This is a genomic window from Acholeplasma equirhinis, from assembly GCF_017052655.1.
GTDB classification, from domain to species: Bacteria; Bacillota_I; Bacilli_A; order Acholeplasmatales; family Acholeplasmataceae; genus Acholeplasma; species Acholeplasma equirhinis.
On the sequence record NZ_JAFIDC010000001.1, the window covers coordinates 1,043,776 to 1,067,042 of the forward strand.

The 23,267-nt window shown below is 32.1% G+C and carries 26 protein-coding genes; 3 read left to right on the plus strand and 23 right to left on the minus strand.

Annotated features, from left to right (window positions below):
- Positions 1 to 28: 28 nt before the first annotated feature.
- The 5 genes from JV173_RS04760 to JV173_RS04780 all read right to left on the minus strand — a co-directional run bounded on the left by JV173_RS04760 (position 29) and on the right by JV173_RS04780 (position 3,804).
- Positions 29 to 427: an HNH endonuclease signature motif containing protein gene (locus JV173_RS04760; protein ID WP_205735147.1), complete on the minus strand. Its 399-nt coding sequence runs from the start codon at positions 425 to 427 to the stop codon at positions 29 to 31.
- Positions 417 to 854 (minus strand): hypothetical protein, encoded by a 438-nt coding sequence (locus JV173_RS04765; protein ID WP_205735148.1) that lies wholly within the window; start codon positions 852 to 854, stop codon positions 417 to 419. Before JV173_RS04765 ends, JV173_RS04760 begins: the two co-directional genes overlap by 11 nt.
- 4 nt (positions 855 to 858) lie before the next feature.
- Entirely contained in the window at positions 859 to 2,187 is a 1,329-nt protein-coding gene (locus JV173_RS04770) for an AAA family ATPase (RefSeq protein ID WP_205735149.1), read from the minus strand.
- A 131-nt stretch (positions 2,188 to 2,318) separates the two neighbouring features.
- Positions 2,319 to 2,585 carry a hypothetical protein gene (locus JV173_RS04775; protein WP_205735150.1) on the minus strand — a complete coding sequence of 89 codons (267 nt, stop codon included), beginning with the start codon at positions 2,583 to 2,585 and terminating at the stop codon, positions 2,319 to 2,321.
- A 73-nt stretch (positions 2,586 to 2,658) separates the two neighbouring features.
- Positions 2,659 to 3,804 (minus strand): hydroxymethylglutaryl-CoA synthase, encoded by a 1,146-nt coding sequence (locus JV173_RS04780; protein ID WP_205735151.1) that lies wholly within the window; start codon positions 3,802 to 3,804, stop codon positions 2,659 to 2,661.
- Between the two features lie 106 nt (positions 3,805 to 3,910).
- Here JV173_RS04780 and JV173_RS04785 point away from each other — a divergent pair, with 106 nt between their 5' ends.
- Positions 3,911 to 5,134 carry a hydroxymethylglutaryl-CoA reductase, degradative gene (locus JV173_RS04785; protein ID WP_205735152.1) on the plus strand — a complete coding sequence of 408 codons (1,224 nt, stop codon included), beginning with the start codon at positions 3,911 to 3,913 and terminating at the stop codon, positions 5,132 to 5,134.
- 43 nt (positions 5,135 to 5,177) lie between these two features.
- Here JV173_RS04785 and JV173_RS04790 read toward each other — a convergent pair whose 3' ends face one another.
- The 13 genes from JV173_RS04790 to JV173_RS04850 all read right to left on the minus strand — a co-directional run bounded on the left by JV173_RS04790 (position 5,178) and on the right by JV173_RS04850 (position 15,692).
- Positions 5,178 to 6,155, minus strand: coding sequence for an aromatic acid exporter family protein (locus JV173_RS04790; RefSeq protein WP_205735153.1), 978 nt, complete (start codon positions 6,153 to 6,155; stop codon positions 5,178 to 5,180).
- Positions 6,152 to 7,138, minus strand: coding sequence for a chorismate synthase (locus JV173_RS04795; RefSeq protein ID WP_205735154.1), 987 nt, complete (start codon positions 7,136 to 7,138; stop codon positions 6,152 to 6,154). Before JV173_RS04795 ends, JV173_RS04790 begins: the two co-directional genes overlap by 4 nt.
- Positions 7,135 to 7,911: a shikimate dehydrogenase gene (gene aroE, locus JV173_RS04800; RefSeq protein WP_205735155.1), complete on the minus strand. Its 777-nt coding sequence runs from the start codon at positions 7,909 to 7,911 to the stop codon at positions 7,135 to 7,137. The genes JV173_RS04795 and aroE overlap by 4 nt, the downstream gene beginning before the upstream one ends.
- The gene (locus JV173_RS04805) at positions 7,908 to 8,165 is read right to left on the minus strand and encodes a chorismate mutase (RefSeq protein WP_205735156.1); all 258 of its coding nucleotides are present in this window, start codon (positions 8,163 to 8,165) and stop codon (positions 7,908 to 7,910) included. Before JV173_RS04805 ends, aroE begins: the two co-directional genes overlap by 4 nt.
- The gene (gene aroA, locus JV173_RS04810; protein WP_372433663.1) at positions 8,158 to 9,408 is read right to left on the minus strand and encodes a 3-phosphoshikimate 1-carboxyvinyltransferase; all 1,251 of its coding nucleotides are present in this window, start codon (positions 9,406 to 9,408) and stop codon (positions 8,158 to 8,160) included. Before aroA ends, JV173_RS04805 begins: the two co-directional genes overlap by 8 nt.
- Complete coding sequence (aroB, locus tag JV173_RS04815) at positions 9,402 to 10,400, minus strand: 3-dehydroquinate synthase (RefSeq protein ID WP_205735158.1); 999 nt, start codon at positions 10,398 to 10,400, stop codon at positions 9,402 to 9,404. The genes aroA and aroB overlap by 7 nt, the downstream gene beginning before the upstream one ends.
- The gene (locus JV173_RS04820; protein WP_205735159.1) at positions 10,384 to 11,214 is read right to left on the minus strand and encodes a prephenate dehydrogenase; all 831 of its coding nucleotides are present in this window, start codon (positions 11,212 to 11,214) and stop codon (positions 10,384 to 10,386) included. Before JV173_RS04820 ends, aroB begins: the two co-directional genes overlap by 17 nt.
- Positions 11,211 to 12,233 (minus strand): 3-deoxy-7-phosphoheptulonate synthase, encoded by a 1,023-nt coding sequence (gene aroF, locus JV173_RS04825; protein WP_205735160.1) that lies wholly within the window; start codon positions 12,231 to 12,233, stop codon positions 11,211 to 11,213. Before aroF ends, JV173_RS04820 begins: the two co-directional genes overlap by 4 nt.
- 261 nt (positions 12,234 to 12,494) lie before the next feature.
- Complete coding sequence (locus tag JV173_RS04830) at positions 12,495 to 13,343, minus strand: DegV family protein (RefSeq protein ID WP_205735161.1); 849 nt, start codon at positions 13,341 to 13,343, stop codon at positions 12,495 to 12,497.
- Positions 13,340 to 13,852 carry a large conductance mechanosensitive channel protein MscL gene (gene mscL, locus JV173_RS04835; RefSeq protein WP_205735162.1) on the minus strand — a complete coding sequence of 171 codons (513 nt, stop codon included), beginning with the start codon at positions 13,850 to 13,852 and terminating at the stop codon, positions 13,340 to 13,342. The genes JV173_RS04830 and mscL overlap by 4 nt, the downstream gene beginning before the upstream one ends.
- On the minus strand, positions 13,821 to 14,477 hold the full coding sequence (locus JV173_RS04840; protein ID WP_205735163.1) for an HAD family hydrolase: 657 nt from the start codon (positions 14,475 to 14,477) through the stop codon (positions 13,821 to 13,823). Before JV173_RS04840 ends, mscL begins: the two co-directional genes overlap by 32 nt.
- Before the next feature lie 7 nt (positions 14,478 to 14,484).
- Positions 14,485 to 14,928: a 23S rRNA (pseudouridine(1915)-N(3))-methyltransferase RlmH gene (locus tag JV173_RS04845; RefSeq protein WP_205735164.1), complete on the minus strand. Its 444-nt coding sequence runs from the start codon at positions 14,926 to 14,928 to the stop codon at positions 14,485 to 14,487.
- Positions 14,925 to 15,692: an MBL fold metallo-hydrolase gene (locus JV173_RS04850; protein WP_205735165.1), complete on the minus strand. Its 768-nt coding sequence runs from the start codon at positions 15,690 to 15,692 to the stop codon at positions 14,925 to 14,927. The genes JV173_RS04845 and JV173_RS04850 overlap by 4 nt, the downstream gene beginning before the upstream one ends.
- Positions 15,693 to 15,860: 168 nt before the next feature.
- On the opposite strand from JV173_RS04850, the gene JV173_RS04855 reads away from it, so the two are divergent.
- Positions 15,861 to 19,118 carry a hypothetical protein gene (locus tag JV173_RS04855; RefSeq protein ID WP_205735166.1) on the plus strand — a complete coding sequence of 1,086 codons (3,258 nt, stop codon included), beginning with the start codon at positions 15,861 to 15,863 and terminating at the stop codon, positions 19,116 to 19,118.
- Positions 19,119 to 19,200: 82 nt separating this feature from the next.
- On the opposite strand, the gene JV173_RS04860 is transcribed toward JV173_RS04855, so the two are convergent.
- Entirely contained in the window at positions 19,201 to 20,115 is a 915-nt protein-coding gene (locus JV173_RS04860; protein ID WP_205735167.1) for an HD domain-containing protein, read from the minus strand.
- A gap of 1 nt (position 20,116) precedes the next feature.
- Positions 20,117 to 21,262: a CCA tRNA nucleotidyltransferase gene (locus tag JV173_RS04865; RefSeq protein ID WP_205735168.1), complete on the minus strand. Its 1,146-nt coding sequence runs from the start codon at positions 21,260 to 21,262 to the stop codon at positions 20,117 to 20,119.
- Positions 21,263 to 21,377: 115 nt separating this feature from the next.
- On the opposite strand from JV173_RS04865, the gene JV173_RS04870 reads away from it, so the two are divergent.
- Positions 21,378 to 21,986, plus strand: coding sequence for an IMPACT family protein (locus JV173_RS04870; protein WP_205735169.1), 609 nt, complete (start codon positions 21,378 to 21,380; stop codon positions 21,984 to 21,986).
- On the opposite strand, the gene JV173_RS04875 is transcribed toward JV173_RS04870, so the two are convergent.
- The 3 genes from JV173_RS04875 to rpiB are packed head-to-tail and all read right to left on the minus strand — an operon-like array spanning position 21,951 to position 23,235.
- Positions 21,951 to 22,166, minus strand: a complete 216-nt coding sequence (locus JV173_RS04875; RefSeq protein ID WP_205735170.1) for a DUF1146 family protein — start codon at positions 22,164 to 22,166, stop codon at positions 21,951 to 21,953. The genes JV173_RS04870 and JV173_RS04875 overlap by 36 nt on opposite strands.
- Positions 22,166 to 22,792 carry a uracil phosphoribosyltransferase gene (gene upp, locus JV173_RS04880; RefSeq protein ID WP_205735171.1) on the minus strand — a complete coding sequence of 209 codons (627 nt, stop codon included), beginning with the start codon at positions 22,790 to 22,792 and terminating at the stop codon, positions 22,166 to 22,168. The genes JV173_RS04875 and upp overlap by 1 nt, the downstream gene beginning before the upstream one ends.
- Positions 22,792 to 23,235, minus strand: a complete 444-nt coding sequence (rpiB, locus tag JV173_RS04885) for a ribose 5-phosphate isomerase B (protein ID WP_205735172.1) — start codon at positions 23,233 to 23,235, stop codon at positions 22,792 to 22,794. Before rpiB ends, upp begins: the two co-directional genes overlap by 1 nt.
- Positions 23,236 to 23,267 lie beyond the last annotated feature (32 nt).

Here is a 23,267-nt window from a genome sequence, read left to right on the forward strand (position 1 = left end):
ACTTCATAATTGAAGTGCATTTTTAATGTTAAAAATATTTATGTTTAGTGGCTTTCCAATCAATTCTTATTCCTGTATTTTGATTAATTATGCCATAACCTCTATATCCATCAACAGTTTGTTTGCAACGATAAATAGCATATCTTATATTATTGATCACAAATGTATTATGATCACCTTTTTCTTGGTTATTTTTCCAATGCATGATTTCTAAATTATTATTGTCATCCGTACCACCAAGTTTTATTGGAAGAATGTGATCTATCGTCCAGCCAAAATTATGCTTCTTTCCTTCATATAATCTTTCAGTAGTATAATCACCGTAGTCTTCTTTGTAGATAAGTGTACCAAAACAATCAGACACTAATAATTCAGAGCCATATACTGTTTCCCAAAATCTAAGTGCATTTTTTCTATTAATCTCCATTAAGTCCACCTATATTAAAAGATATAAAATATTTGATGATTTTTTGAAATAATTGAATAATGTTTTGTTTTTTGATTGAAAACTGATCAATTAATTTAGATTTATCAATGCATTCAATTGAATTATCATGATATTTAATTTTACTAGTTGTCGTTTGAATGATTGACTCTTCGTGAATAAAGCATCCATCTAAATCTATGATATGTATGATTCTTTCAACATCATCTAAAGTTAGTTTGTCTATTTTCAACCGTTCTACAATGACCTCAAACATTCGTTTCTCTGGTGTTTTATTAGTAAGTACATCACCGTTCATAACAATAAACTTGATCTGATCTCCAGTAGCAAAAATTTTCTCGAGAATAATATCAAGTGATATTTCTTCGCTATCACCTTCAACCACAACAATCCAAACTTTTTTAATCATGGTACTACACCTTAGAAAAAGCTCTTCTAATTTCAGATTGATTGCATGCCTTATATACTTCTTCCTTTTGTCCACCTAATTGAATCACTCTATAATATGTATCACGTAAATTATGATTGTTTTTAATATGATTAAATTGAATATATCTATTATGAGGGTTTGTCGTTGTAAACCAAATATCTTTAGTATCTAAAACTTCTAAAGCTCGAAGATTGTGTGATGTAAAGAGAAATTGTCCCTTACCACTTTGTTTAATTACTTGTAATAATTCACCTAATAAAAATTCGAAAATAGAAGCGTCAAATTCATCAATAACTACTAACACATCTTCTCTTTTATACATTTCAATTAAATTAGCAATAAAGCTGACTAAAATTTTGATACCATCAGATTCATATGAATATGGAAACTCCATATTGTCTCTTTTTGCAAGCAAATCAAACTCATATACAAGTTCAACAGGATTAGGTATTCTTCTCTCATTTTTAATCATCAATTCAAATCCAGGAACAAGTTGAGAGATTACCAAGTTAATTGGTTTAAGGCCTTCTTTTAACTTTGTTAATTGTTCTTGTGTGCCTTGATTTTTGTATCCACCAAAAACATTCTCAAAAAAGTTGTTATTCCCTTCATTGTCGGTTGTGATTAATCCGATTGGATGTTGAATACCGAACGAAGATACTGCTGATCTTGAATGTTCAATGATATACATACGTTTATGTACATATTTAATTGTATTTTCGAAAATTAATTTGAAATTATTATCAACCAAAGTTTCATTAAAAAGTTTATTTACCTCAGGATTAAAGAAGAAACTTTGGTAATTATTTCTGGTGCTTGTTGCAGCAACTAGATATTTTATAATATTTTGGCGATTAATTCCAAAAGTTGATTTTCTTGCAGATGGTATAAATATCTGTTCAGATAAAATTGTCTCTTCTGTATATCCAACCTTTGATCTGTCGCCAGAAAGTGAATTATAGTAAGAGATTGTTTCTTCAACCTTACCTAATTCAGAAAACTTAACTAGATAAGTCACATGTAATTGGTATTCTTCATGAAAGATAAGATATTCAACTTCAAGTTCACTAGAAGGTTCACTTATTGTTCTGACTGAAAGTAATCTCTCAATTGATAAACCTGCAAAAAGTTGTTGAATAATTCTAAATGCATTTACAACAGCAGTTTTTCCTGAGCCATTTTGACCATAGATACCAATGATGTTATTTCTTACCTCAGCCTCACTATCATAATCCGGGAATGAAATCTTCCCTTCTATAACATTTTTAATATTTTTAACTCTAATACTTTTAAAGCGTAAAATAGGATTCATATAAGTACCTCCATCATTATTATACATCTTTATGGATATTTTACAATATTTTGAAACATTTTGTTACACTTTTCAATATTTTATTAATATGAAAATATGAAAATGCACTTCATAATTGAAGTGCATTTTACTTACCTTTTATTTAAATACGCATTAACTGCTTCTTTGGCTATAACTAAGTTTTCTTTATCTTTGCCATTTTGAGGAATGAACAATTCTTTTGGTTCTGGTGTAAATATATTCACATAGAAAGTGTGTGTTTCATAATGATATCCCACTTGAATCTTTTCTTTTGGTGCACCAGTCTTTTCAAAAATGATCGATGGTGACATACGTTTTTTAAGTTTCATCGGTTTTTCAAAACCGTAGTCCTTAATAAACTTAAAATTATACTTCAATCTTTCATAAATAAATAGCAATTTCTATGGGTCAGTGCCGTTTTCATTAAAAAGGTAAATAAAAAAGAAGGTCTTACGCCTTCTTCATATATTTTCTTTCATAGTCTGAAATTTCAACAAGTTGGAATGTTTGATCATCTTCATATTCAACTAAAACATCGTTTTTAGGAATATCTGTTAACATTTTTGCATAAGCATTAAACGTTAACTTCTGACGATTCTTTAAAATCTGTTTATGTATGTCTTTTACTAGATGTTTTTTGTACCCTGGAACAAGTATGCCTGAGAAAAATTCTGCAACCGCACCAGAGCCATATGAGAACATACCGATACGGTCTTTAGATTTAAGTTTTCCATTTTCCAGTAATGAAATCAGTGATAAATAAAGTGAACCTGTATAAATATTACCAACTTCTTTATTGTAGGTTGTTGAGTATTCAAAGTTTTTGAATAACTCAGGGTGTGTACTTAATTTGGCAATTGTTTGAAGACTTCTTAATCCAATTTTGGTATATGGAATATGGAATGTCATTGCTTTAAAATCAGCGAGTGTTAATCCTGATTTTTCTTGGTATTTCTCAAATGTTGTTTTAAAGAATGCTTTATATTGTTCGTTTGAGAAATGCCCATCAACAAGTGCATAGTCCATAGTGACTGGTCGCCAGAAATCGTAGATATTTGATGTATTGAACGCATAGGTGTTCTCTAATACTAAAATCTTTGGTTTTTTAGTGATAAGCATTGCGACTGCACCAGCACCTTGTGTTGGTTCACCGTCAGTTTCAAGTCCATATCTTGCGATATCAGATCCAACAACTAATACTTTAGAATTTGGATTTTGAAGGATATGTCCTTTTGCAAAATATAGTGCAATCGTTGCTGAATAGCAAGCTTGTTTAAGTTCAATTGCACGAATCTCTGATTTTAAGTTTAAAAGCTGAGCTAGATTTGTTGCAGCTGCTTTTGAATGGTCAATTCCACTTTCAGTTGCAAATAAAACTAAATCAATATCTTTCTTATCTTCTTCGGTTAATATGTTTGATGCTGCATTTGCAGCCATTGATACAATATCTTGGTTGATAGGAGCTACTGCCATTTTATTTTGGAGTAAGCCGTTGGTATATTTTAGGGGATCTGCACCACGTGCCTCTGCGAGTGTTGCGAGTGATAAATAATATTTAGGCACGAAAAATGAGATTTTACTAATTCCTATTTTCATTACGAACTCCTTTGGTGCTTCGTTCTTGCAAAAAAATTATACCACAATTAAACCTTATTTTGAGCCAAATATCGTGATATAATGTGATGTAGCGAGGTTATTTGATATGTCTAAATCATTTAAACAATTTTATAAGAAATCTATCAAAGATAGAATTCTCGCATTGAAAGATGAAAACCTTTATGATGAGTCACTTGATTTATCAACAGATCCTGAGGTTTTTAATCATATCATAGAAAACTATGTCACAACCTATGAACTTGGACTTGGGGTTGCTCCAGACTTTTTAATTGAAGGTAAATATTTCAATATACCGATGGTAACTGAAGAGCCTTCAGTTGTTGCAGGTGCTACGCATGCTGCTAAAATTATCGAACGAAATGGTGGTTTCAAAATTGAATCCATTAAGCGTTCAATGATTGGTCAAATCATTTTTAGAGATGTCTCTGACTTTGAAAAGTTAGCATCAATTATTAAAACCGAAGAACAACACTTGCATCAATTAGCTAAAGAAGCACATCCTGATATTTATAAATTCGGTGGTGGCCTCAAATCATTTAAACTTGAACAAAAAGAATTTGAATTTGCATGTTTAAATTTAGTTGTTGATACTAAAGATGCAATGGGTGCTAATACCGTTAATACAATTCTTGAAAGATTAACTGTTCACTTTAGAGAAAATCATCAATTAAATGTCTTAATGGCAATTCTTTCAAATCTTGCAACTGAAAGTTTAGTCTCTGCTTCTGTCACAATCGACCCTAGAACTTTAAAAGGTGACATAAATACTGCAAAAGCTATCGCTGATGCATCCCTTTATGCATCAATTGATCCATATCGTGCAACCACACACAACAAAGGTATCATGAATGGTGTAACTGCATTAATGCTTGCAACGGGTAATGATACAAGAGCGGTTGAAGCTGGTGCACATGCTTTTGCAGCAATTACTGGTAAATATCAACCACTTGCAAAGTGGACTTTAGAAAACTCAAAACTTATCGGTAGAATCACAATACCTTTAAACATCGGAATCATTGGTGGCTCCATGAACATTCTACCTAAAGTAAAACTTTCAAGAAAAATATTAAATATTCAAACAGCTGAGGAATTAATGAAAGTTACTGCATGTCTAGGACTTGCACAAAACTTTGCAGCACTTTATGCGTTAACGACCGATGGTATTAATCGTGGTCATATGCGTTTACATGCAAGAAATATTGCACTAGAGGCTGGTGCATCAAAAGAACAAATTGAAGAAGTTGTTCAATACTTAATTGAATCTAATTCGATATCTTTAGAAAAAGCTTTAGAATTCTTAAAAAAATAACATCTCGCAAGAGGTGTTATTTTTCTTTTTAATCTATTCTTTTTTACAATTTGAATTCAGGATATCTTTGATGGAAAGCACTCTTTGCAAGTAACATACTTTTTAAATCAGTTAGTATATGATAAAGTAATGCTCTTGTTTCAAATTCACTTCTTGTTTTAGGTAGGTTTTGTGCTTTAAACTTTTCAATTAACGTATTTAATTTTTCCATTTGGAAATCAGCTTTATTTTCATCGCCAATATCTAAAACTAAATCTTTAATATATTCACTTATTTCTAATTGATGTTTATGAAATTCAGTTAATCTAAATGCACTTTGATACATATGATTCATGTAATTCAATTGATTACGTCTCATATAAAGGTATGCAACATAAGATAGTTCATTTGAGAAGACTCTATTTTTGTCTTCTTTTTCTGCTTTCTCAATTTCTTGATAAATCTTTTGACCCATCTTTTCAAAGTGTGTTTTAAAGTCATCAAAATCTTTTTCTTGTGAAAGGACAATGGATAACATAAATAAATGGTCTTGCATCAACTGATCAATTTTAATAATTTCAGATGTTATCTTCTTTAACCAAAACTCGGGAAAGAGTGTATTGACTGCAAGTGATGAAATAACTGCAACTGTAATAATTAGGATTTCTTCTAATAAGAACATGACATCAAATTGACCAAGTGAATACACATGATTCACAAGTACAATACCGGGAATCATACCAATCTCAATCTTACCTAGATAAGATAACAGTGCAAATAAGAATAAGAATATAACAAATGTATAGAGTTCAAATCCTAGTAGGACAAATAATAACGTTGATAAGAGTAAAGCCATAACAACATCTATATATCTTTTAACACCTAAAACTAAAGAATCTTTCTTTGTTGGTGATACACAAAGGATTGCCAGTATACCAACTAAAAGATAATTAGAGATTCCAAGTAAGAATGCAATTAGTGCTGCAATGAAACCTACACATACGATTTTAAGTGAGGTCCATAGGATTTGTTTTAAATTCATTTATATACCTTGTTCCATAAGAATAAATCAGCTAAAACGATCGCAAGTGCATTCTCAACAACAATACCTGCACGACGTACAATTGCAACATCGTGTCTGCCACCAACTTGGAATGCTTGTTTTTCTTTAGATTCCATGTTGAATGAGGTTTGAGTTTTAGCAATACTACTTGTTGGTTTAACAAATACTTTTACAACAATATCATTACCGTTTGAAATACCACCTGATACGCCACCTGAGTGATTGGTTAATGTTTTTCCTGTCTCATCTTCATAGACATCATTAAACCATGAACCAAACTGATTAACACCATCAAAACCAGTACCAATTTCAACACCTTTAACAGCAGGAATTGAAAACATCATTTGGCCGATTTTACTATCAAGTTTTTCAAACATTGGTTCACCAAGCCCAACCGGAACGCCTTTAACTGTTACTTCTATGATACCACCAACTGACTCACCTTTATTCTTCACTTCTTCAAGATATTCATCAATTTTACTCATATCTTTTAAAGTACCAATTTGAACAAGCTTATTTGAAAACTCAAAAGGCATCATTTGCTTAGCAATAGCACCCGCAACAACAATTGGAGTTGTTAAGCGCCCTGAAAATCTACCACCACCACGGTAATCATGAAAACCATTATATTTAACTGAGGCAACATAATCCGCGTGACCTGGACGTGGTTGTTTAACTAAATGAGAGTAGTCTTTTGATTGTACATTTTCATTTTTAATCATGACATGAATTGGAGAACCTGTAGCAACATCATTAAAAATACCAGATGTTACAATCAATTCATCTTTTTCAATACGTGGTGTTGTACCAACTGCACCAGGACGTCTTTTTGCGAGATCTTCATTGACTTTATCCCAGTCAATTTTCAAACCTGGTAAAACCCCATCAATAACGCATCCAATTGCATCTTGATGCGATTCTCCATAAATTGTTACTTTAAATAAAGTTCCGAAACTATTCATATTAAATTCCCCCTCATTAACTCAATGAGTTCGTCACTCACTGATAGATTTTTTTGATGCCAAATGCTTTCTGCTTTAACCGCTTGTATGATTAACATATCTAGTCCATTAAATGCAACTTTAGCATCTTTCATCAATTTAGTTTCTGATGGATTATAAATTAAATCAAATACAATTTTATCTTTTACAAGTGATTGATCAAGTGGTGATTCATCTACATTAGGATACATTCCAACTGGTGTTGAATTCACGATGATATCATAATCTTTAGGCTTTAACATATCATATGTTATGACATCACCAAAATTAGCATCACTGCGTTTTGTTCTTGATACAACTTTAGGTTCAATACCTAAATCTTTGAATACATGGTAACACGCTTTAGCAGCACCACCAGTACCTAAAATAATCACTCTTTTATCTTTTAAATCTATTTTACTTCTTTCAAGTAATCCTAAAAAACCATCATAGTCCGTATTATCACCAACAAGTTTAGAATCTTTCAAGTAAATGGTATTAACAGCACCTATTTTTTTAGCTTTATCTGTTAATAAATCTAAAAGTGGAATCACTGTTTCTTTATGTGGGATTGTCACATTCACACCATCTAATTTTCCAGATTTGATATCATCTAAGACTTTCTTAATACCTTCTACTTTTATAGGCATTAATGAAAAACTTAAAGGTAGTTGATAATAGTTTTTGATGACCTCATGAATGATTGGTGATTTCGAATGCGATACAGGATATCCAATCAATCCAAATCTTTTCATTTTTCCATTTCCTTTGAAATATCCATAAAGAGTTTGAAGATTCTTTCATAGTATGGCCAATCTTCCTTTTTTTGTACGAGCTTTTCTTTTGTTGCTAGTACAAACTTTTCTCTTTCAGGATCGAATATTGGTAAATTGTTTTCTTTCTTGTAGTGTCCAATTTCACGGACAAGTTTAAATCGTTCTTCTAACAACCTAACAAGTTCTTTATCTGTTTGGTCAATAGCAAGTCTTAAAGTTTCTAGTTTAGTCATTTAGAATACCTCCTAAGGATTTAAAGACTTCAAAGAAAGTTGGATAACTCTTAGATACCACTTTTTCATCATCTAAAGTTATTGGTCCGTCTGCTTTAATGGATGCAACTGCACATGCCATTGCAATTCTGTGATCGCCAAACGTATGGAGCGTCACATTGCCTTTTAAAGTTTTTTGGCCATATATTCTAACACTATCTTCATAAACATCCATCTTAACACCCATTTTTGTTAGATTTTCAACCATAGCTGCTAGACGGTCAGACTCTTTGATTCTTAGACGTGAAGCATTGGTAATCAATGTATCACCTTCTGATAATGCCCCGAGTACCATAAGAATAGGTCCAAGGTCTGGCGTTTGACCAAGATCAATTGTGATACCTTTAGTATTTGATGGATTAACTAAAAGACCTTCTTTAGTGAATTGAATGTCTCCACCCATTTTGATACAAAAGTCTAAAATGGCTTTATCACCTTGTAAACTATCTTCTCGTAAATTCTTTAATAATATCTTAGATCCTAATAAACCTGCTACAACAAAGAATGCTGCACCACTATAATCACCTTCAACAGTTGCATCATGTGGCAAGTATTTCTGATTACCTGGAATGAAGAAACCATCATCATTTGATTCAATATGAATACCAAATTGTTTAATCACATCGAGCGTTAAATCAACATAGCCTTTTGATTCAAGTGGTGAGGTTAAAACAATTTTAGAATCACCTTCAACTAAAGGTAGTGCATATAGTAGACCTGTAACAAACTGACTTGATACATTACCACTCATTTCATAGTTTCCTGATTTGAGTGGTCCAGAAACTGTAAGTGGTAAATAACTTGATTCAGGATGTGAAAATAAGTATTTGTCTTTAAATATATCCTCATACACATTTTGAGGACGCTCTGGTAATTTTCCACGACCTGTGAAGGTAACTTCTTCATTTTGAAGCATTGCGATTGGAATAAAAAATCTTAAGGTTGAACCTGATTCATGACAATCAATTAAATCATGCACTCTTTTCACTTTAGAACCTGTAACCTTAGAGCCTTCTACTTTAGCACCAAGTGCCATAACTGCAGCTTTGGTTGCCACTAAATCATCTGAGTCTAATACGTTATTGATATTTGAAACACCTTCAGCAAGTGAAGCTGCAATAACGTATCTGTGTGATAAAGATTTAGATGAAACAACATGAACTGTTCCAGTTAATTTATTTGGTGTAATTTTAAGCATTAGAATTTAACTCCTTTTACAATTTCTAGTTGTCCAATATCTTTAGCAAATACGAATCTAAGTCCATCTGCTAATTGTTTTTTATCTGTTGAAATTAAATGAATAAATTCATCTTTTTTATAGAGTGGTTCTTTAATTAATTGATGTTTGAATAACATCGCTTTAACTTCTTCATAAAGCCATTTAGGTGTATATCCTAATCTAACACCTTCTTCTAAACTAAGAATCATGCCATATGAAATAGCAAACCCGTGTTTAATTGAATAATCAAAATGTTTTTCAATGGCATGTCCAAATGTATGACCAAAGTTTAAATACATTCTGATATTTTCTTCAAATGGATCTTCAAGTACAATCTTTCGTTTAACTTCAATTGCTGCAATCAATTCTTTAATTGTTAATCTATCATGTTTCTTTAAGTATTCAAATAAAGCTTTGTCATTGATAATAGCAGCTTTAATAACTTCTGCCATACCATTACGATATTCTACTTCTGGTAGTGTGTTTAAAAGCATTGGATCAATATAAACTGCTTTAGGGTTTTTAAATACCCCTAAAAGGTTTTTACCTTCTTTAACATCAATACCAGTTTTTCCACCAATCGATGAATCGACCATAGCAAGTAAACTTGTAGGAATTTGAATGAATGGAACACCTCGATATAAAGTGCCTGCAACAAATCCTGCTAAATCTCCAATAACACCACCACCAAAAGCAACAAGTAAATGATTTCTTCTCATGCCATTTTGGATTAAGTATCTAGAAACAACTTCATATGTATGGAGTGATTTTGAATGTTCACCTGGTTCAACAATAACGAAATCTATTTTAAAATCTTTTAATGTAGTTCTTAATTTAGATTCATAAAGTCTAATCAAATTTTTATCTGTAACAATAAAAATTCTATCGTTAGAATAGACCTTCTTTATCTCTTCTGCTAGATTATCGATTAAATTATTTTCAATTTTAATTTCGTAAGCATTAAGATTTAAGATCATCGAATGCTAACCTCTTTTCTTTTGAAGTTCTCAATTCTTTCTTTAAAGTTTCAGCATCACTTTCGATAATGTCTCTTTTTAATTTTTGTAAAACTTCAATGAATTTATCCGTTTGTTTAACCAGTGCTTCTTTATTATCAATAAACAATTCAGTCCACATATCTTCATTGATTTTGGCAATTCTAGTTAAATCTCTAAATGAATCACCGGTTGCAAATTTAGTATAGACTTCATCATCAGATAGCATCAACCCAACTGCAAGTAAATGGGTTAACTGAGAGGTATGTGCGATTAATTTATCGTGTGCTTCAGGTGTTAATTCAGTGATTCTACCAAATCCCATTTGTTCCCCTAAATCTTTAATCATTTTGATATCTTCTTTTGTTGATTTTTCAGTTGTAACAACTAGAAAGTTCGCTTTATTAAACATTGAGATATCACGGTTGAAATAACCCTTCTTTTCACGACCAGCCATTGGATGGTGTGAAACATAACGGATTGTTTCAGGTAGGATAGATAAAAGTTCTTTAACTAAATGAGTTTTCGTTCCAGCAATATCAGTAATGAGTTGTTGATTAAATAACTTTTTATGTTTTTCAACGAAGTGAACATTTTCTTTTGGATAGAGTGCCAAAATAACAAGTTCAGCATCTTTTAATTCATTTAAATTAGAAGACAAAATAACTCTATCTAATTTTGCTTGGAAGTTTACTTGTTCGTCTTGGTCAAAACCATGAACTTCATGACCAAGCAAAGTTAATTTTTCAGCATAGCTTGCCCCCATCAAGCCAAGCCCGACGATAAAGATTTTCATCTGACGATTTTCTTTTCAAGTACAGTAGACAGTTTTTCTAATTTGTCCATCATTGCACTGAATTGTTTAGGTTTTAAACTTTGTGGTCCATCAGAAAATGCACGTTCTGGATCATGGTGCACTTCAACGATGATACCATCTGCACCAACAGCAAGTGATGCAAGTGATAAGGATTCAATCATTTCCCATTTACCAGCAGCATGTGATGGGTCTACAATCACTGGTAAGTGTGATAGTTCTCTGACTGCTAATACAGCAGAAATATCTAACGTATTTCTTGTATATTTTTCAAAGGTACGAATACCTCTTTCACAAAGAATAACTTGTTCATTACCAGATGCCATAATGTATTCTGCACTCATTAACCATTCTTCAATGGTATTAGATAAACCACGTTTTAATAAAACTGGGACATTGTATTTACCGATAGCTTTAAGTAAATCAAAGTTTTGCATATTACGTGCACCAATTTGGATGATATCCGTATATTTAACGAATTCCTCTAAATGTTCGGTACCCATAAGTTCAGTGACAATCGCCATGTCTAGTTTATCTGCGACTTTACGCATCATCTTTAATCCTTCGATACCTAAACCTTGGAATGCATATGGCGATGTTCTAGGTTTAAATACACCACCACGTAAGATTTTAGACCCAGCAGCTTTAACTGCTTCTGCAATAATGGTTAATTGTTCTTCAGATTCAACAGAGCATGGACCCGCCATAACAACAAATTCATCTGAACCAATTTTTACACCATTTTTTAAAGTGATAACTGTTGGTTCTTGACGGAATGCTTTACTTGCAAGTTTATATGGGCTAGAAATTCTAGTCACATTTTCAACACCTGCAAATACTTTGATTTGGTCAGGATCAAGTGATTTTGTATCACCTAAAATACCAAATAATACGATTTCTGCTGATGAGGCATCTTTTATACCCAATCCTTTTTCTTTTAAGTAACTTTGGAGTTTCTCTAATTCCTCTTTAGTTACATTTTTCTTCATTTGAACTATCATACGTGTTCTCTCCTTTATTTGAAATAAAAAACTCCTATAGGTATGTTCCTATCAGGAGTCATCTTTTTTTGAAGTATGCTTCGATTGGTAACATTCCTTATCTAACTAGTACCGCTAAAAAGGAATGCACATAATGCAAATCCTTTTACATTTGATAATAGTAATAATAAGCAAATGTATTTAAAAACATGAGTTACCAACTTCCTTTTGTTTGTAAATATATTAACACACTGAAAATAAAATTACAATGAAATTATTTTGTTATTGTTTCTTAATATATCCAAGACCTAATGCTTTAGGGCCAGTATGTGCACCAACAACTGGTGTTAAATACGTTACAACGATTTCACGTTCAGGATAAACTTCTTTAATTAATTCTTTAACTAAAGCAACATTTTCATCTGCATGTGCATGTGAAATAAATGTAATAACATCTTGATCTTTAGTTTCTTCTAAGTAAAGTTCAACAACACGTTTTAAAGCTTTATTTGTTGTACGAATCTTTTCTAGAGTTTCAACTTTACCTTCTTTTGAGAAAGTTAAAACTGGTTTTAATGCAAGCATTGTACCTAAAGTACCTTGTAATTTAGATAAACGTCCGTTCTTAACTAAATATAGTAATGTATCAACAGTGAAGTACATATGATTGTTGTCTCTAATGAAATCTAAAACTTGTAAGATTTCCTCAACATTCGCACCATTTTCAACCATTGATTGGGCAGTTAATGCCATATACGCTTCTGGATATGCTAGAATTCTTGAATCATATGCAATCACATTTAATTTAGTTTCGCTTGAAAGTTGTTGAACAGCAGCACACATACCTGAGAGTGGTCTAGCAATTGTAATTACAATTGCATCAGTGTAACCTTCAGATTCTAACTTATTAAAATACTCTAACATATGTCCAAGTGATGTATAGGATGTCTTTGGAATATCATTTGGATTCGCAGCAATACGATTATAAAAGTCCGCTGCTGGCATTTCAACAAAATCTTCATAAGACTCTGAACCAAAATGCAATTTACTTCTAAAAATTTCAATGTCTTTTGGATAATCTACGTAGTCAATAGCTGAGTTGGAACAAACGATTATCTTAATTTTCCTCATTTTTTCTTTTCTCCTAATAAATCTCTAATTTCTCTTAGTAATTCGATTTCTTCATTCTTTTGAATTTTTTCATCAGCCGCTTTTTGATCATCAATCACTTGCTTAGCATCTGCTTTAACTTGTGCTTCTTTAGCTTTTTCTTCAGCTTCAAGTTTTAGCAGTTCAGCCTCAACCTGACGACGTTTAATAATGAAGAATAACGCCATATAAATAGAAAATGCAATGATTAAGAATTCAATAACAACCTGAATAAAATTACCATAATTGATTGTAACATTATTTGCTTCATTTATAACGACAACCAAGTCTTTAAAATCAACACCATTAAGTAAAACACCTATAGGTGGCAGAATAATGTCATTCACTAAACTTGTAATGATTTTACCGAAAGCACCACCAATGATGACCCCAACAGCCATATCAATGACATTACCCTTCATGATAAAATCTTTGAATCCCTGAACAAAACCTTTGACCTTAACTTTTGTTGAAATCTTTTTCTCTTTCATACATTTCAATCTCCTTTTCTAAATCTTTGAAATGATCAATAGTCTTTAAATTACCAAAGCGATGTTTAGCTTGATGACCTTTTGTATAAATGATCATATGGCAACCTAAAGATTCTGCAACTTCATGATCGTGTAATGTGTCACCAACCATAACAATTTCTTTAGGATTTAAACTGTGTTTTTCAACGTATCGCTTTGCTACTTGCACTTTACTTTGTGCATAGATGTCTTCTATTCCTAATATATCATCAAATATAGATTTGATGTTAAAATGTGATAACTGTTCGATTAGATTTTCATACTTGGAAGCAGAAAGTACAACCACCTTATGTCCTTTAGCTTTTAAATCTTCTACAGCCTCAATTAATCCTTCATGAAGTTTACAATTCAAACTTGCTGGTTGATATCTTTGAATGAATCTAACTGCTAATTCTTCAAATGTATAGCCTTCAAAATTAAATCCTGCTAGTTTGTAATATTCAACAATTGGAAAGGTAAATATATCTAAATATCTTTCAAGTGTAATCGGTTGATGACCTTGTTCCTGAAGCATTTCATTTAAAAGGTCAAAAGATAATTCTAAATCGTCTAATATCGTTCCGTTAAAGTCTAAAAATATTGTCATGATGTCCTCACTTGTGGTATGGATGATTCTTAAGGATTGCTTCTGCTCTATAAATTTGCTCAACTAAAACTAAACGCATCAATTGATGCGGAAATGTCATTTTAGAAAATGAGAGTAGAAGATCTGATTTTTGTTTAACTTCATTGGATAATCCCCAAGAACCACCAATAATAAAGTTGATTGTAGATGTTTGATGACTAACAGTGTTATTTAAAAGTTCAGCAAACGCTTTGGAATCGAATTGCTTGCCCTCTATAGCTAAAGCTATAACAAAGGCATCTTTATCAATTTTAGATAGGATTTGTTGTCCTTCTTTTTCCATACCTGTTTCATCTTTTTCATCTGGAATTTCAACAATTGAGATTGACTTCATTTGTTTTGTATACTTTCCGATTAAAGTTATAATTTCAGGTTGTTTAATTTTACCAACTGCAATGATTTTTACTTTCATAATTTAATCCTTGGTAATGAAGTTTGAGAAGCATAATAAATTGTTACTTTTGAAGGATCTTCAAATTGATCAACAACTGCTTTTTCAATATCAAAAATGTCATTACAATCCTCACTGATGTGTGCAACAATCCAGATAGCTTCTTTTTCTATCAACTGATTCATAAGTCTTGCCGCATCTTCATTTGATAAATGACCGGTAATACCTAAAATTCTTTGTTTTAAATAAAATGGTCGTTTTGAATTTAATAGTTTTACCGGGTCATGATTTGACTCTAAAAGATAGCAGTCTGCATTTTTCAAGATGTCAACATAACTTTGATCAACATAACCTGTATCTGTTAAAAGTACAAATTTTTTATTTTTATCATCAAAAATAAATCCTACTGGTTCTTTCGCATCATGAGAAAGCAGTATTGGGGTAATCTCAAAGTCAAAATGATAGAATTTTTCATCTGCTCTAATGATTGTATATTCGGGTAAAAATGGTTTAATTTCACCATTCAATGCATCTAATGTACCTTGGGTTAAATAAACTCTTTTTATTGACCCTGATTTTAGTAAACTTTTAAGTCCTAAGATATGGTCAGCGTGCTCGTGCGTGAGAAATAGTGTATCGATAGAATCAATATCCTCACCATATGCTTTCATTTTTGATTCAATTTTTTGATATGATATGCCCGCGTCAATAAAAAATGAAGTATTCTCATTTTTTACGAGCGTCATATTTCCTTTTGATCCTGATGCTAAAACAAAGATATCCATAATTTCACCTATACATATTGTAGCACATATGCCCTCAAATCTTAACCGCTTACATAATTCACATGATATTTATATCATTAAAAACAAAAACATGTTGCATTAAGAGTTGAAAAATGCTATATTATATATGCTGTATTTTTTAAACACATTTAAGGAGTGAACGCATACATGAAAATATTAAGAACGTTATTATCCGCAAAGAAACTCGCTATTTTTTTATTAGTCGGCTTTCTAGCACTTGCGCTAGTGGCGTGTGAGAACACCAGTGGGAATGTTCCATACGGCTCAATAAGCGACGGTAACTACTTAGAATTAGGTGGTTACACAGTTACAAACAAAGAACTATACAACAATCTAAGAACTTCTTCTTTAAGCAGATTAACATCTGTTATCGATAAACTCGTGTTTAAAGATGTTGAACTTGACACTGCAAACCTCTCAGACTTTGAAGTTAAAGCATTTGAAACAGAAATCAATACAGCACTCTTCTCAAATGCAACTATTTCACCAAAAACAATTAGTGAAATGACTGATGATCAACTTGCACAAAGAATTTTATCTTTTGCAGATTCATTTGTTATCACTAATCCGGGCACTGATAAAGCTCAATTAATCGCTTATCTTGAAGCAATTATGGAAGATGCAGTTGCTTATTACGAAAGTGATGAATATGATGAAGAAGCTGATTATGAATTCGGTTATACTTCAATCGCTGGATTCAACACTATCGTTGCTGCAGTTATCCAACAATACACTTTACCAGTACTTAAACAAGTGTATGCAAAATCTCTATTAGGAGAGGTTGATGAACAGGGTAATCTTTCAGGCGAATTAGCAGATGAAGATTCAACTGCTTATATCTCTGAAGCTCAAGCTGTTACATACTACAAGAATAATATTGCTGGTCGTTATGATGTTAATGCATTAATTATTCAATTTGCTTCTGTTAAAGAAAATGAATTATTAAGATACAAATACGCTATCAAATCTAACTCACGTGGTGAATGGTATTTTATCCCTAACCTAAATGATCCTGCAGTCATTGCTGCAATTAAAGCAGATGACTATGATGCAAACTCATCATTAGGTAAAGCTAAGAAAATCATTACAGATTCTCTTGCAAATGGTGGATTAGGTATCGATTTAGCTGATTTAGATGTTATTGACTATCGTACACCTCAATTTGCAACTTACTACAATAAGTACACTCTACAATCTGCAGTAGACAACAACTTCTACTCAAGAATTTTAGGTGACGAAGGTAATGAAAACGAAGTATTATACTACTTCTTAAAGATTTATGATGATCTAAACTCAACAAAATTTGCACCAGATAACATTGCAGATCTTGCTGATGCTGGTGTCAGAGTTGATATCGAAGAAGCATTCAAAATGGCGTACTCAAACCCAGTATTTACTGGTAATACACAATTAAGAAACTACGTTTACGGTTTAGATAAAGAATCTTTATACTTAGAGACTAAAGATGGTCCAAACGAAGATGGTAAAACATATAATCGTCCATACTCACGTCAAGTACAAAACTTCAACAATAAATCATATTTAGTTTACTTATTAAATGACAACCGTGAAGATGATAAAGATGTTTTAAATGAAACTGATGCTGAAAACCCAGTATTCTGGACAACAGATGATAATGCAAATGCAGAAAATGCGAAAGCAATGTACATCAAATCTTTAAAAGCATTAGAAAAATCAAGATTAACTGCTGCTTACATCACTTCTAAAGTTAACGAAAAATACGAATCAGCTACAATTGATATCTTCGACCCAATCTTCCGCGAGTTCTATCGTGATGAAAAAGGTTATAAAGGCTCAGAAGGCTTTGAAGGTAACGATTTATTAGCAAGAGTAAACGGAGATGACATCCTTGTTGATGACTTCTTCGATGAATTAGATAATGTTTTAGGTTTGTCAACTGCACTTGATATTGTCTTAATGAAAAAATTAAGAGCAACTTATGGTGATCAAATCACTGATGAATTACATGCTGAATTCAGAGAAGACTTTGAAGCTCAATACGTAAATCCATTCTTAGCTAACCAATATGAAACTGCTGGATTCCCTGCAACTATGGGTATTGAGAAGTTCTTATTATTAGGCTTCGGTGCTTGGGATCGCGATGGTAAAGGTGCTATGCACGATGCAATCGACAGGGCATTCGTTCAATCTAAATTACGTGACTTATTCGAAGAAGATTTAACAAAACACTTCGCTACAAATGACGTAGATAAGCATATCTATACTAAATTTGCTGATTTATCATTAATTTACAGACAAAATGCTGTTGGAATTTCTGCTTCTCACTTATTAATCTATCTTGACTTAAACCAAGATGGTTCACCAGATAATCCAAACAATATTGACTTTGAAGAAGCTAACTTAGTTGACTTACAAGGCAACGATATTGACAATATGGCTCAACTTGAAGCTGTTATTGCTGAATTCATTCAAAAGATCAACGAACGTGCTTCATTATCATCAAGCATGAGTGAAGGTTTAAATGCTGTTGTATCTGCTTATAACAGTGCAACTCGCGTTGAATTATCATTAATGACATTAGCTGACTTAGGTCCAAACCCAACTCCAGAACAAGTTCTTGAGTTCATTAACAAATACAATCGTGAAGATGTATGGGTTCCATTTAAACGTTTAGGCTTACAACTTAAGTTCGAAACTTTAGGTGAAATCACAAATACTACAAACTTCCCTGGTGGTTCTTCTTCTTTAGATGCTGACTTCTTCAATTATGCGATGGCTCTTGCTGATCACTTAAAAGATGCAATCGAAGCAGATGACATTGAACCAAACCAAATCTTACCATTATATGCTCCATCATTAGGCGATTCAGAAGTTAACTTTGGTGCAGCAAACTTCTCAACATCTAAAACACGCTCAGGCTTTGGATGGCACTTAATCTTAGTAACAGGATACACTCAACCATCATCAGCAAAAGCTGAAGGTGATGAAGGTTCATTCGAATCTAAGATTGATAATCCATATGTTGAAGGTGCTAAATTATCAGGATTAAACAATACTGATGATCTAACTTGGGAACAAATCTTAATCTACATTGAAGAGTCTAAAGAAGAAACTGGCGTAGTTACATTACCAACTTCAGTTGTTACAGCAATCAATAAATACTTCACACCAATTCAAACTGCTTACAACAACTCATATGCTCAATTAGAAATTGCATTCAACTTCATTTTCAATGGCAATATCCAATTAGCTGATGCTTCACAAAATGCTAAATTACAAGCATTAAGAGAGGCTAACTTAAACCAATTCTTCAACTATGCATACTTTGCACAAGCTAACGGAACTGATTCAATTTATGACCGCGCTACAAATGCACAATATGCAGCAATCTACTCACAATGGTATGACATTTTAAGAGGTTAATTTTAATTAATCAATAAAGGACACCAATTTACGGTGTCCTTTTTTTATTTACTATTAAACATAAAAAAAAGAATAACTTTTGTTATTCTTTATCATTTTTAAGATTTGGTTTATAGAATCTCATCTTATCTAGTACGTTAATTGATTGTGTAAATTCACCTGGTTCAATTGAATTTAATGCAACACCAAGTTCTGTAAACTTAGAGTCAATCGAATCAATATACCATAATAGTAATGCTTCACCTGTTTGAGGTTTCTTAGGTGATCCAAAGTTTAACATACCATGATGTGAAATCATTAAGTGCTTTAATAACATCACTTCTTCAGATTCAGCAAGTCCTAATTTAACTGCTGCCTTGTCAATTTCTAAAGCACCCATGACAATATGACCTAAAAGTTGTCCTTCTTTAGTATATTCTCCATCAACACCTGTCATTTCATCAACTTTTGATACATCATGTAGGATTGTTGCTGCATATAATAAATCACGGTTTAAGAATGGGTAGATATCAACCATTGGATCAATCATCTTTAACATTGAATATGTATGATATGATAATCCACCGAAATATGCATGATGGAATTTGGTTGCTGCTGGATGTAAATAAAATTGATTAATATACTTTTTATATACTTCTTCAGTAACTGCTTTTAATACAGGGTTTGAAATCTTCTTTAAAAAGGATTCAATTCCTTTTTTGATTTCTGAAATCTTAAGTGGTGCATGTTCATAAAATGCTTGAACAAGTTCAGCCATACGGTCACTATCAATACCAACCTCATCAATGGGTTTAATTGAAATAGCTTTATATTGTGTAACTTCTTCTCTTAAGAAAGATTCAATTTCAAATTGGAATATTTTTCCCATTTGAATTAAGACATCTTGACCTAATTCAAGTTTAATATTTAAATGTTTTTTATCTTCTAATAAAATCGTTGTATTGCAGTAGTTAGGTCCTTTATTAATGGACTCAATTTTACCAATAATTTTTTCCATATTATGCCTTACTTTCTAAATACTTGTAGAGTGAGTTTTTATCATTTGAAACTTTTTTAAGTAAGATGTCTTCAATCATTTGTTTCTTTAAAATACCCAACCAAGCACCTGGTTTTTTATTTTTGAAATCTAATATTTCTTGGCTTGTTAATGCTAAATCAAGTTCTGATTTAACAGGTAATGCTTCATATGCTGCAATAATTTTTTTCTCAGCGTGTTTAGCAATACCACGGAATGCATTTACTTTATTTGCTAGAATTGAAATTTCAAGACCATAATGATAAAGATTCACATCATCAATAAACTCTTTCGTCTTAAGTGCAAGTTCTGCTGCTTTTTGATATTTATTTCGATGTATATTACTAAATGGCCATTCTGCTGGAACAATACCGTTGTTTAATGTAAATGCGAGAGCGAAGAAAGGATCCACATAAGGCATTAAATCGAGTGTAGCAGCGTATTTTATACCTTTTTCTAGTCCAGGTAGAACTTCATCTAGACCCGTTTCAATCATTGATTCTAACGCTGTTTTTAAGTGTTCACCTTTAAGAATTTTAATCATTTCAGTGTGTACACGTTCCATTGGTAATTCTTGAATTAAATGTCTATTTCGGCGAATTGATCGTTTAGTTTCTTCTTCAATTATGAAGCCTAATTTTGATTGGAAATAGATTGCACGAAGCATTCTTAACGCATCTTCATTAAATCTTTGATCAGGATCTCCAATTGTACGAATGATCTTGTTGATAATATCTTGTTGACCACCAACATAATCATAAATGTTTTGGTAATCATCCATTAAGATACCATTTATTGTAAAGTCTCGTCTTTGTACATCATCATTCACATTATCAGAATAAATAACTGAATCCGGATGACGGAAGTCAGATGTTGGTCCATCCTGTCTAAATGTTGTTACTTCAAATTGTGCATTGTCATATAACACAGTAACTGTACCGTATTTTAATCCAGTTGGAACAGTTTTGAATAACTTCATTACTTCATATGGTTTAGCAGATGTTGTAATATCAATATCTGAAAATTTAGATTTCATCAAGAAGTCTCTCACAACGCCACCCACCATATAGGCTTGATGACCTTTTCTCTTAAGATCTTTTATTAACTTTTTAGCTGCGTTTAGACTCATTTTGACTAATCCTTTCCAATTTTCAAAAGACGAAGATACCTTTAATATTATATCAAATTATGGTTAACATATAAAACAGTTTCTAAATTATGTTATACTTAATAACGGTGAAAACATGTTTTATTTAAAAGAAACGATTACAAATACAATCATAATTGAAAAATCAGAATTTATTGGAATCATCACACCTGTTCAATCAACAGATGAGTTTCCTGATATTTTAAAAGATATTAAGAAAAAATATCCAAAAGCAACCCACTATTGTACTGCTTATGTCATTGAAAATACACAAGGTTCAAATGACGATGGTGAACCTTCAGGTACAGCTGGTATTCCAATTCTAGAAATATTAAACCACTATGGCTTAAAGAATGTCTATGCGGTTGTTGTTAGATACTTTGGTGGTATTAAACTTGGTGCAGGTGGCCTCATCCGTGCATATGCTAAGGCTACTAAAGAAGCTTTAAATCTTGCAACAATTGAAAAGAAAGAAACAACTTTAAACTATGAGGTTTCATTTTCATACGATAAAATTCATACCATTGATTCTATTTTCCAAGATCATATTATCGATAAAACATTCTTAACAGATGTCACATACATGTTAAGTTTTATAGGTGATACATCACTACTTGATAAAAACAGTTACTTATTTTCTAAAATAAAAAACCATGGTCCTAGAGAAATTCTAGTTCCATGGCATAAGATCAATGAAATCGATTAAAAATCTACCCATTAAATAACTACATAAAATTGTAATAATAATGTATGCTGCTTGAATTTCAAACAAGCGGTATTTTTTAAATATGCGTTCAATTTGAATTGCTTGAAGGATTTTAAAGACCACGAAGAAAGTTGCGATAAAACCTGTCCAGAAAACAATATATCTAACAAACTCATTCATTATTTGGTTCCAAATAAACGATCTCCGCAGTCACCAAGACCTGGGACGATATAACTCTTTTCATTCAATCCTTCATCAAGTGCAGCTAAATAAATAGGGACATCTGGATGATCTTTTTGAAGTCGTGCTACACCTTCTGGACATCCCACTAAACCGACATATCGAATGTCTTTAGCACCTTTGTCTTTGAGTGTTTGAATCGCATAACTTGCAGAACCACCCGTTGCAAGCATTGGGTCTAAGACAATGACACACCCTGTTAAAATATCATTTGGAAATTTAGCGTAATAAGTCACAGGTTTTAATGTTTCTTCATCACGATATAAACCGATATGTCCTACTTTTGCTGATGGTATAAGGTTTTGAATACCTTCAACCATACCAAGACCAGCTCTAAGAATTGGTACTAAGACAACTGGATTTTTAAGTTCTCTAGCAACCATTTTAGTGAGTGGAGTCTCAATTACTTTTTCGACTGTTTCTAAATCTTTTGTAAGTTCATAAACAAGTAACGCTGATACTTCAGAGACATTTTCTCTAAAGTTTTTTGTTGATGTATTTTTATCACGAATAATTGACATCTTATGTTCAATTAATGGGTGTTTGTAAACGACTACTTTACTCATTAGAGGTTTTCCTCTTCAATCTTAGCAATCTTTTCAATTCGACCTTCGTGACGTGATTCTTTATGCGCATTTAAATATGTATCTACAATCAGTTTAGCCTCACTCACTGTTTGAGTTCTACCACCGATTGCAATAATATTTGCGTGGTTATGTTCTTTTGCAAGTCTTGCAGTTAGTTCATTATAAACAAGTGCTGCACGAATACCTTTAACTTTATTCGCTGCAATACTCATTCCAATACCTGTACCACAAACTAAAATACCACATGCGATATGACCATTTACAACATCATTTGCTACAAGTTTAGCATAATCAGGGTAGTCCACACGATCAATAGTGTGTGTGCCGAAGTCTTCAACTTCATATCCTTTTTCAACTAAATGTGTAACGAGTTGTTGTTTCATATCGAATCCAGCATGATCAGATGCAATGCCAATTTTCATTTTTATTCACCTTACCTTGTAAATTATTATAA

Excerpts from the sequence above, each read along its gene's own strand:
- JV173_RS04805 (WP_205735156.1), bottom strand. The coding sequence starts at position 8,165 with ATGACTAAACTAGAAACTTTAAGACTTGCTATTGACCAAACAGATAAA.
- mscL (WP_205735162.1), bottom strand. The coding sequence starts at position 13,852 with ATGAAAGAGAAAAAGATTTCAACAAAAGTTAAGGTCAAAGGTTTTGTT.
- JV173_RS04870 (WP_205735169.1), top strand. The coding sequence starts at position 21,378 with ATGTTTTATTTAAAAGAAACGATTACAAATACAATCATAATTGAAAAA.
- aroE (WP_205735155.1), bottom strand. The coding sequence starts at position 7,911 with ATGAAAAGATTTGGATTGATTGGATATCCTGTATCGCATTCGAAATCA.
- JV173_RS04795 (WP_205735154.1), bottom strand. The coding sequence starts at position 7,138 with ATGAATAGTTTCGGAACTTTATTTAAAGTAACAATTTATGGAGAATCG.
- rpiB (WP_205735172.1), bottom strand. The coding sequence starts at position 23,235 with ATGAAAATTGGCATTGCATCTGATCATGCTGGATTCGATATGAAACAA.
- JV173_RS04765 (WP_205735148.1), bottom strand. The coding sequence starts at position 854 with ATGATTAAAAAAGTTTGGATTGTTGTGGTTGAAGGTGATAGCGAAGAA.
- JV173_RS04790 (WP_205735153.1), bottom strand. The coding sequence starts at position 6,155 with ATGAATTTAAAACAAATCCTATGGACCTCACTTAAAATCGTATGTGTA.
- JV173_RS04875 (WP_205735170.1), bottom strand. The coding sequence starts at position 22,166 with ATGAATGAGTTTGTTAGATATATTGTTTTCTGGACAGGTTTTATCGCA.
- aroF (WP_205735160.1), bottom strand. The coding sequence starts at position 12,233 with ATGATAGTTCAAATGAAGAAAAATGTAACTAAAGAGGAATTAGAGAAA.
- JV173_RS04865 (WP_205735168.1), bottom strand. The coding sequence starts at position 21,262 with ATGAGTCTAAACGCAGCTAAAAAGTTAATAAAAGATCTTAAGAGAAAA.
- JV173_RS04850 (WP_205735165.1), bottom strand. The coding sequence starts at position 15,692 with ATGGATATCTTTGTTTTAGCATCAGGATCAAAAGGAAATATGACGCTC.
- JV173_RS04840 (WP_205735163.1), bottom strand. The coding sequence starts at position 14,477 with ATGACAATATTTTTAGACTTTAACGGAACGATATTAGACGATTTAGAA.
- JV173_RS04760 (WP_205735147.1), bottom strand. The coding sequence starts at position 427 with ATGGAGATTAATAGAAAAAATGCACTTAGATTTTGGGAAACAGTATAT.
- aroB (WP_205735158.1), bottom strand. The coding sequence starts at position 10,400 with ATGATCTTAAATCTTAATGCTTACGAAATTAAAATTGAAAATAATTTA.
- JV173_RS04770 (WP_205735149.1), bottom strand. The coding sequence starts at position 2,187 with ATGAATCCTATTTTACGCTTTAAAAGTATTAGAGTTAAAAATATTAAA.
- JV173_RS04860 (WP_205735167.1), bottom strand. The coding sequence starts at position 20,115 with ATGGAAAAAATTATTGGTAAAATTGAGTCCATTAATAAAGGACCTAAC.
- upp (WP_205735171.1), bottom strand. The coding sequence starts at position 22,792 with ATGAGTAAAGTAGTCGTTTACAAACACCCATTAATTGAACATAAGATG.
- JV173_RS04830 (WP_205735161.1), bottom strand. The coding sequence starts at position 13,343 with ATGAGGAAAATTAAGATAATCGTTTGTTCCAACTCAGCTATTGACTAC.
- JV173_RS04820 (WP_205735159.1), bottom strand. The coding sequence starts at position 11,214 with ATGAAAATCTTTATCGTCGGGCTTGGCTTGATGGGGGCAAGCTATGCT.
- JV173_RS04780 (WP_205735151.1), bottom strand. The coding sequence starts at position 3,804 with ATGAAAATAGGAATTAGTAAAATCTCATTTTTCGTGCCTAAATATTAT.
- JV173_RS04845 (WP_205735164.1), bottom strand. The coding sequence starts at position 14,928 with ATGAAAGTAAAAATCATTGCAGTTGGTAAAATTAAACAACCTGAAATT.
- JV173_RS04785 (WP_205735152.1), top strand. The coding sequence starts at position 3,911 with ATGTCTAAATCATTTAAACAATTTTATAAGAAATCTATCAAAGATAGA.
- JV173_RS04855 (WP_205735166.1), top strand. The coding sequence starts at position 15,861 with ATGAAAATATTAAGAACGTTATTATCCGCAAAGAAACTCGCTATTTTT.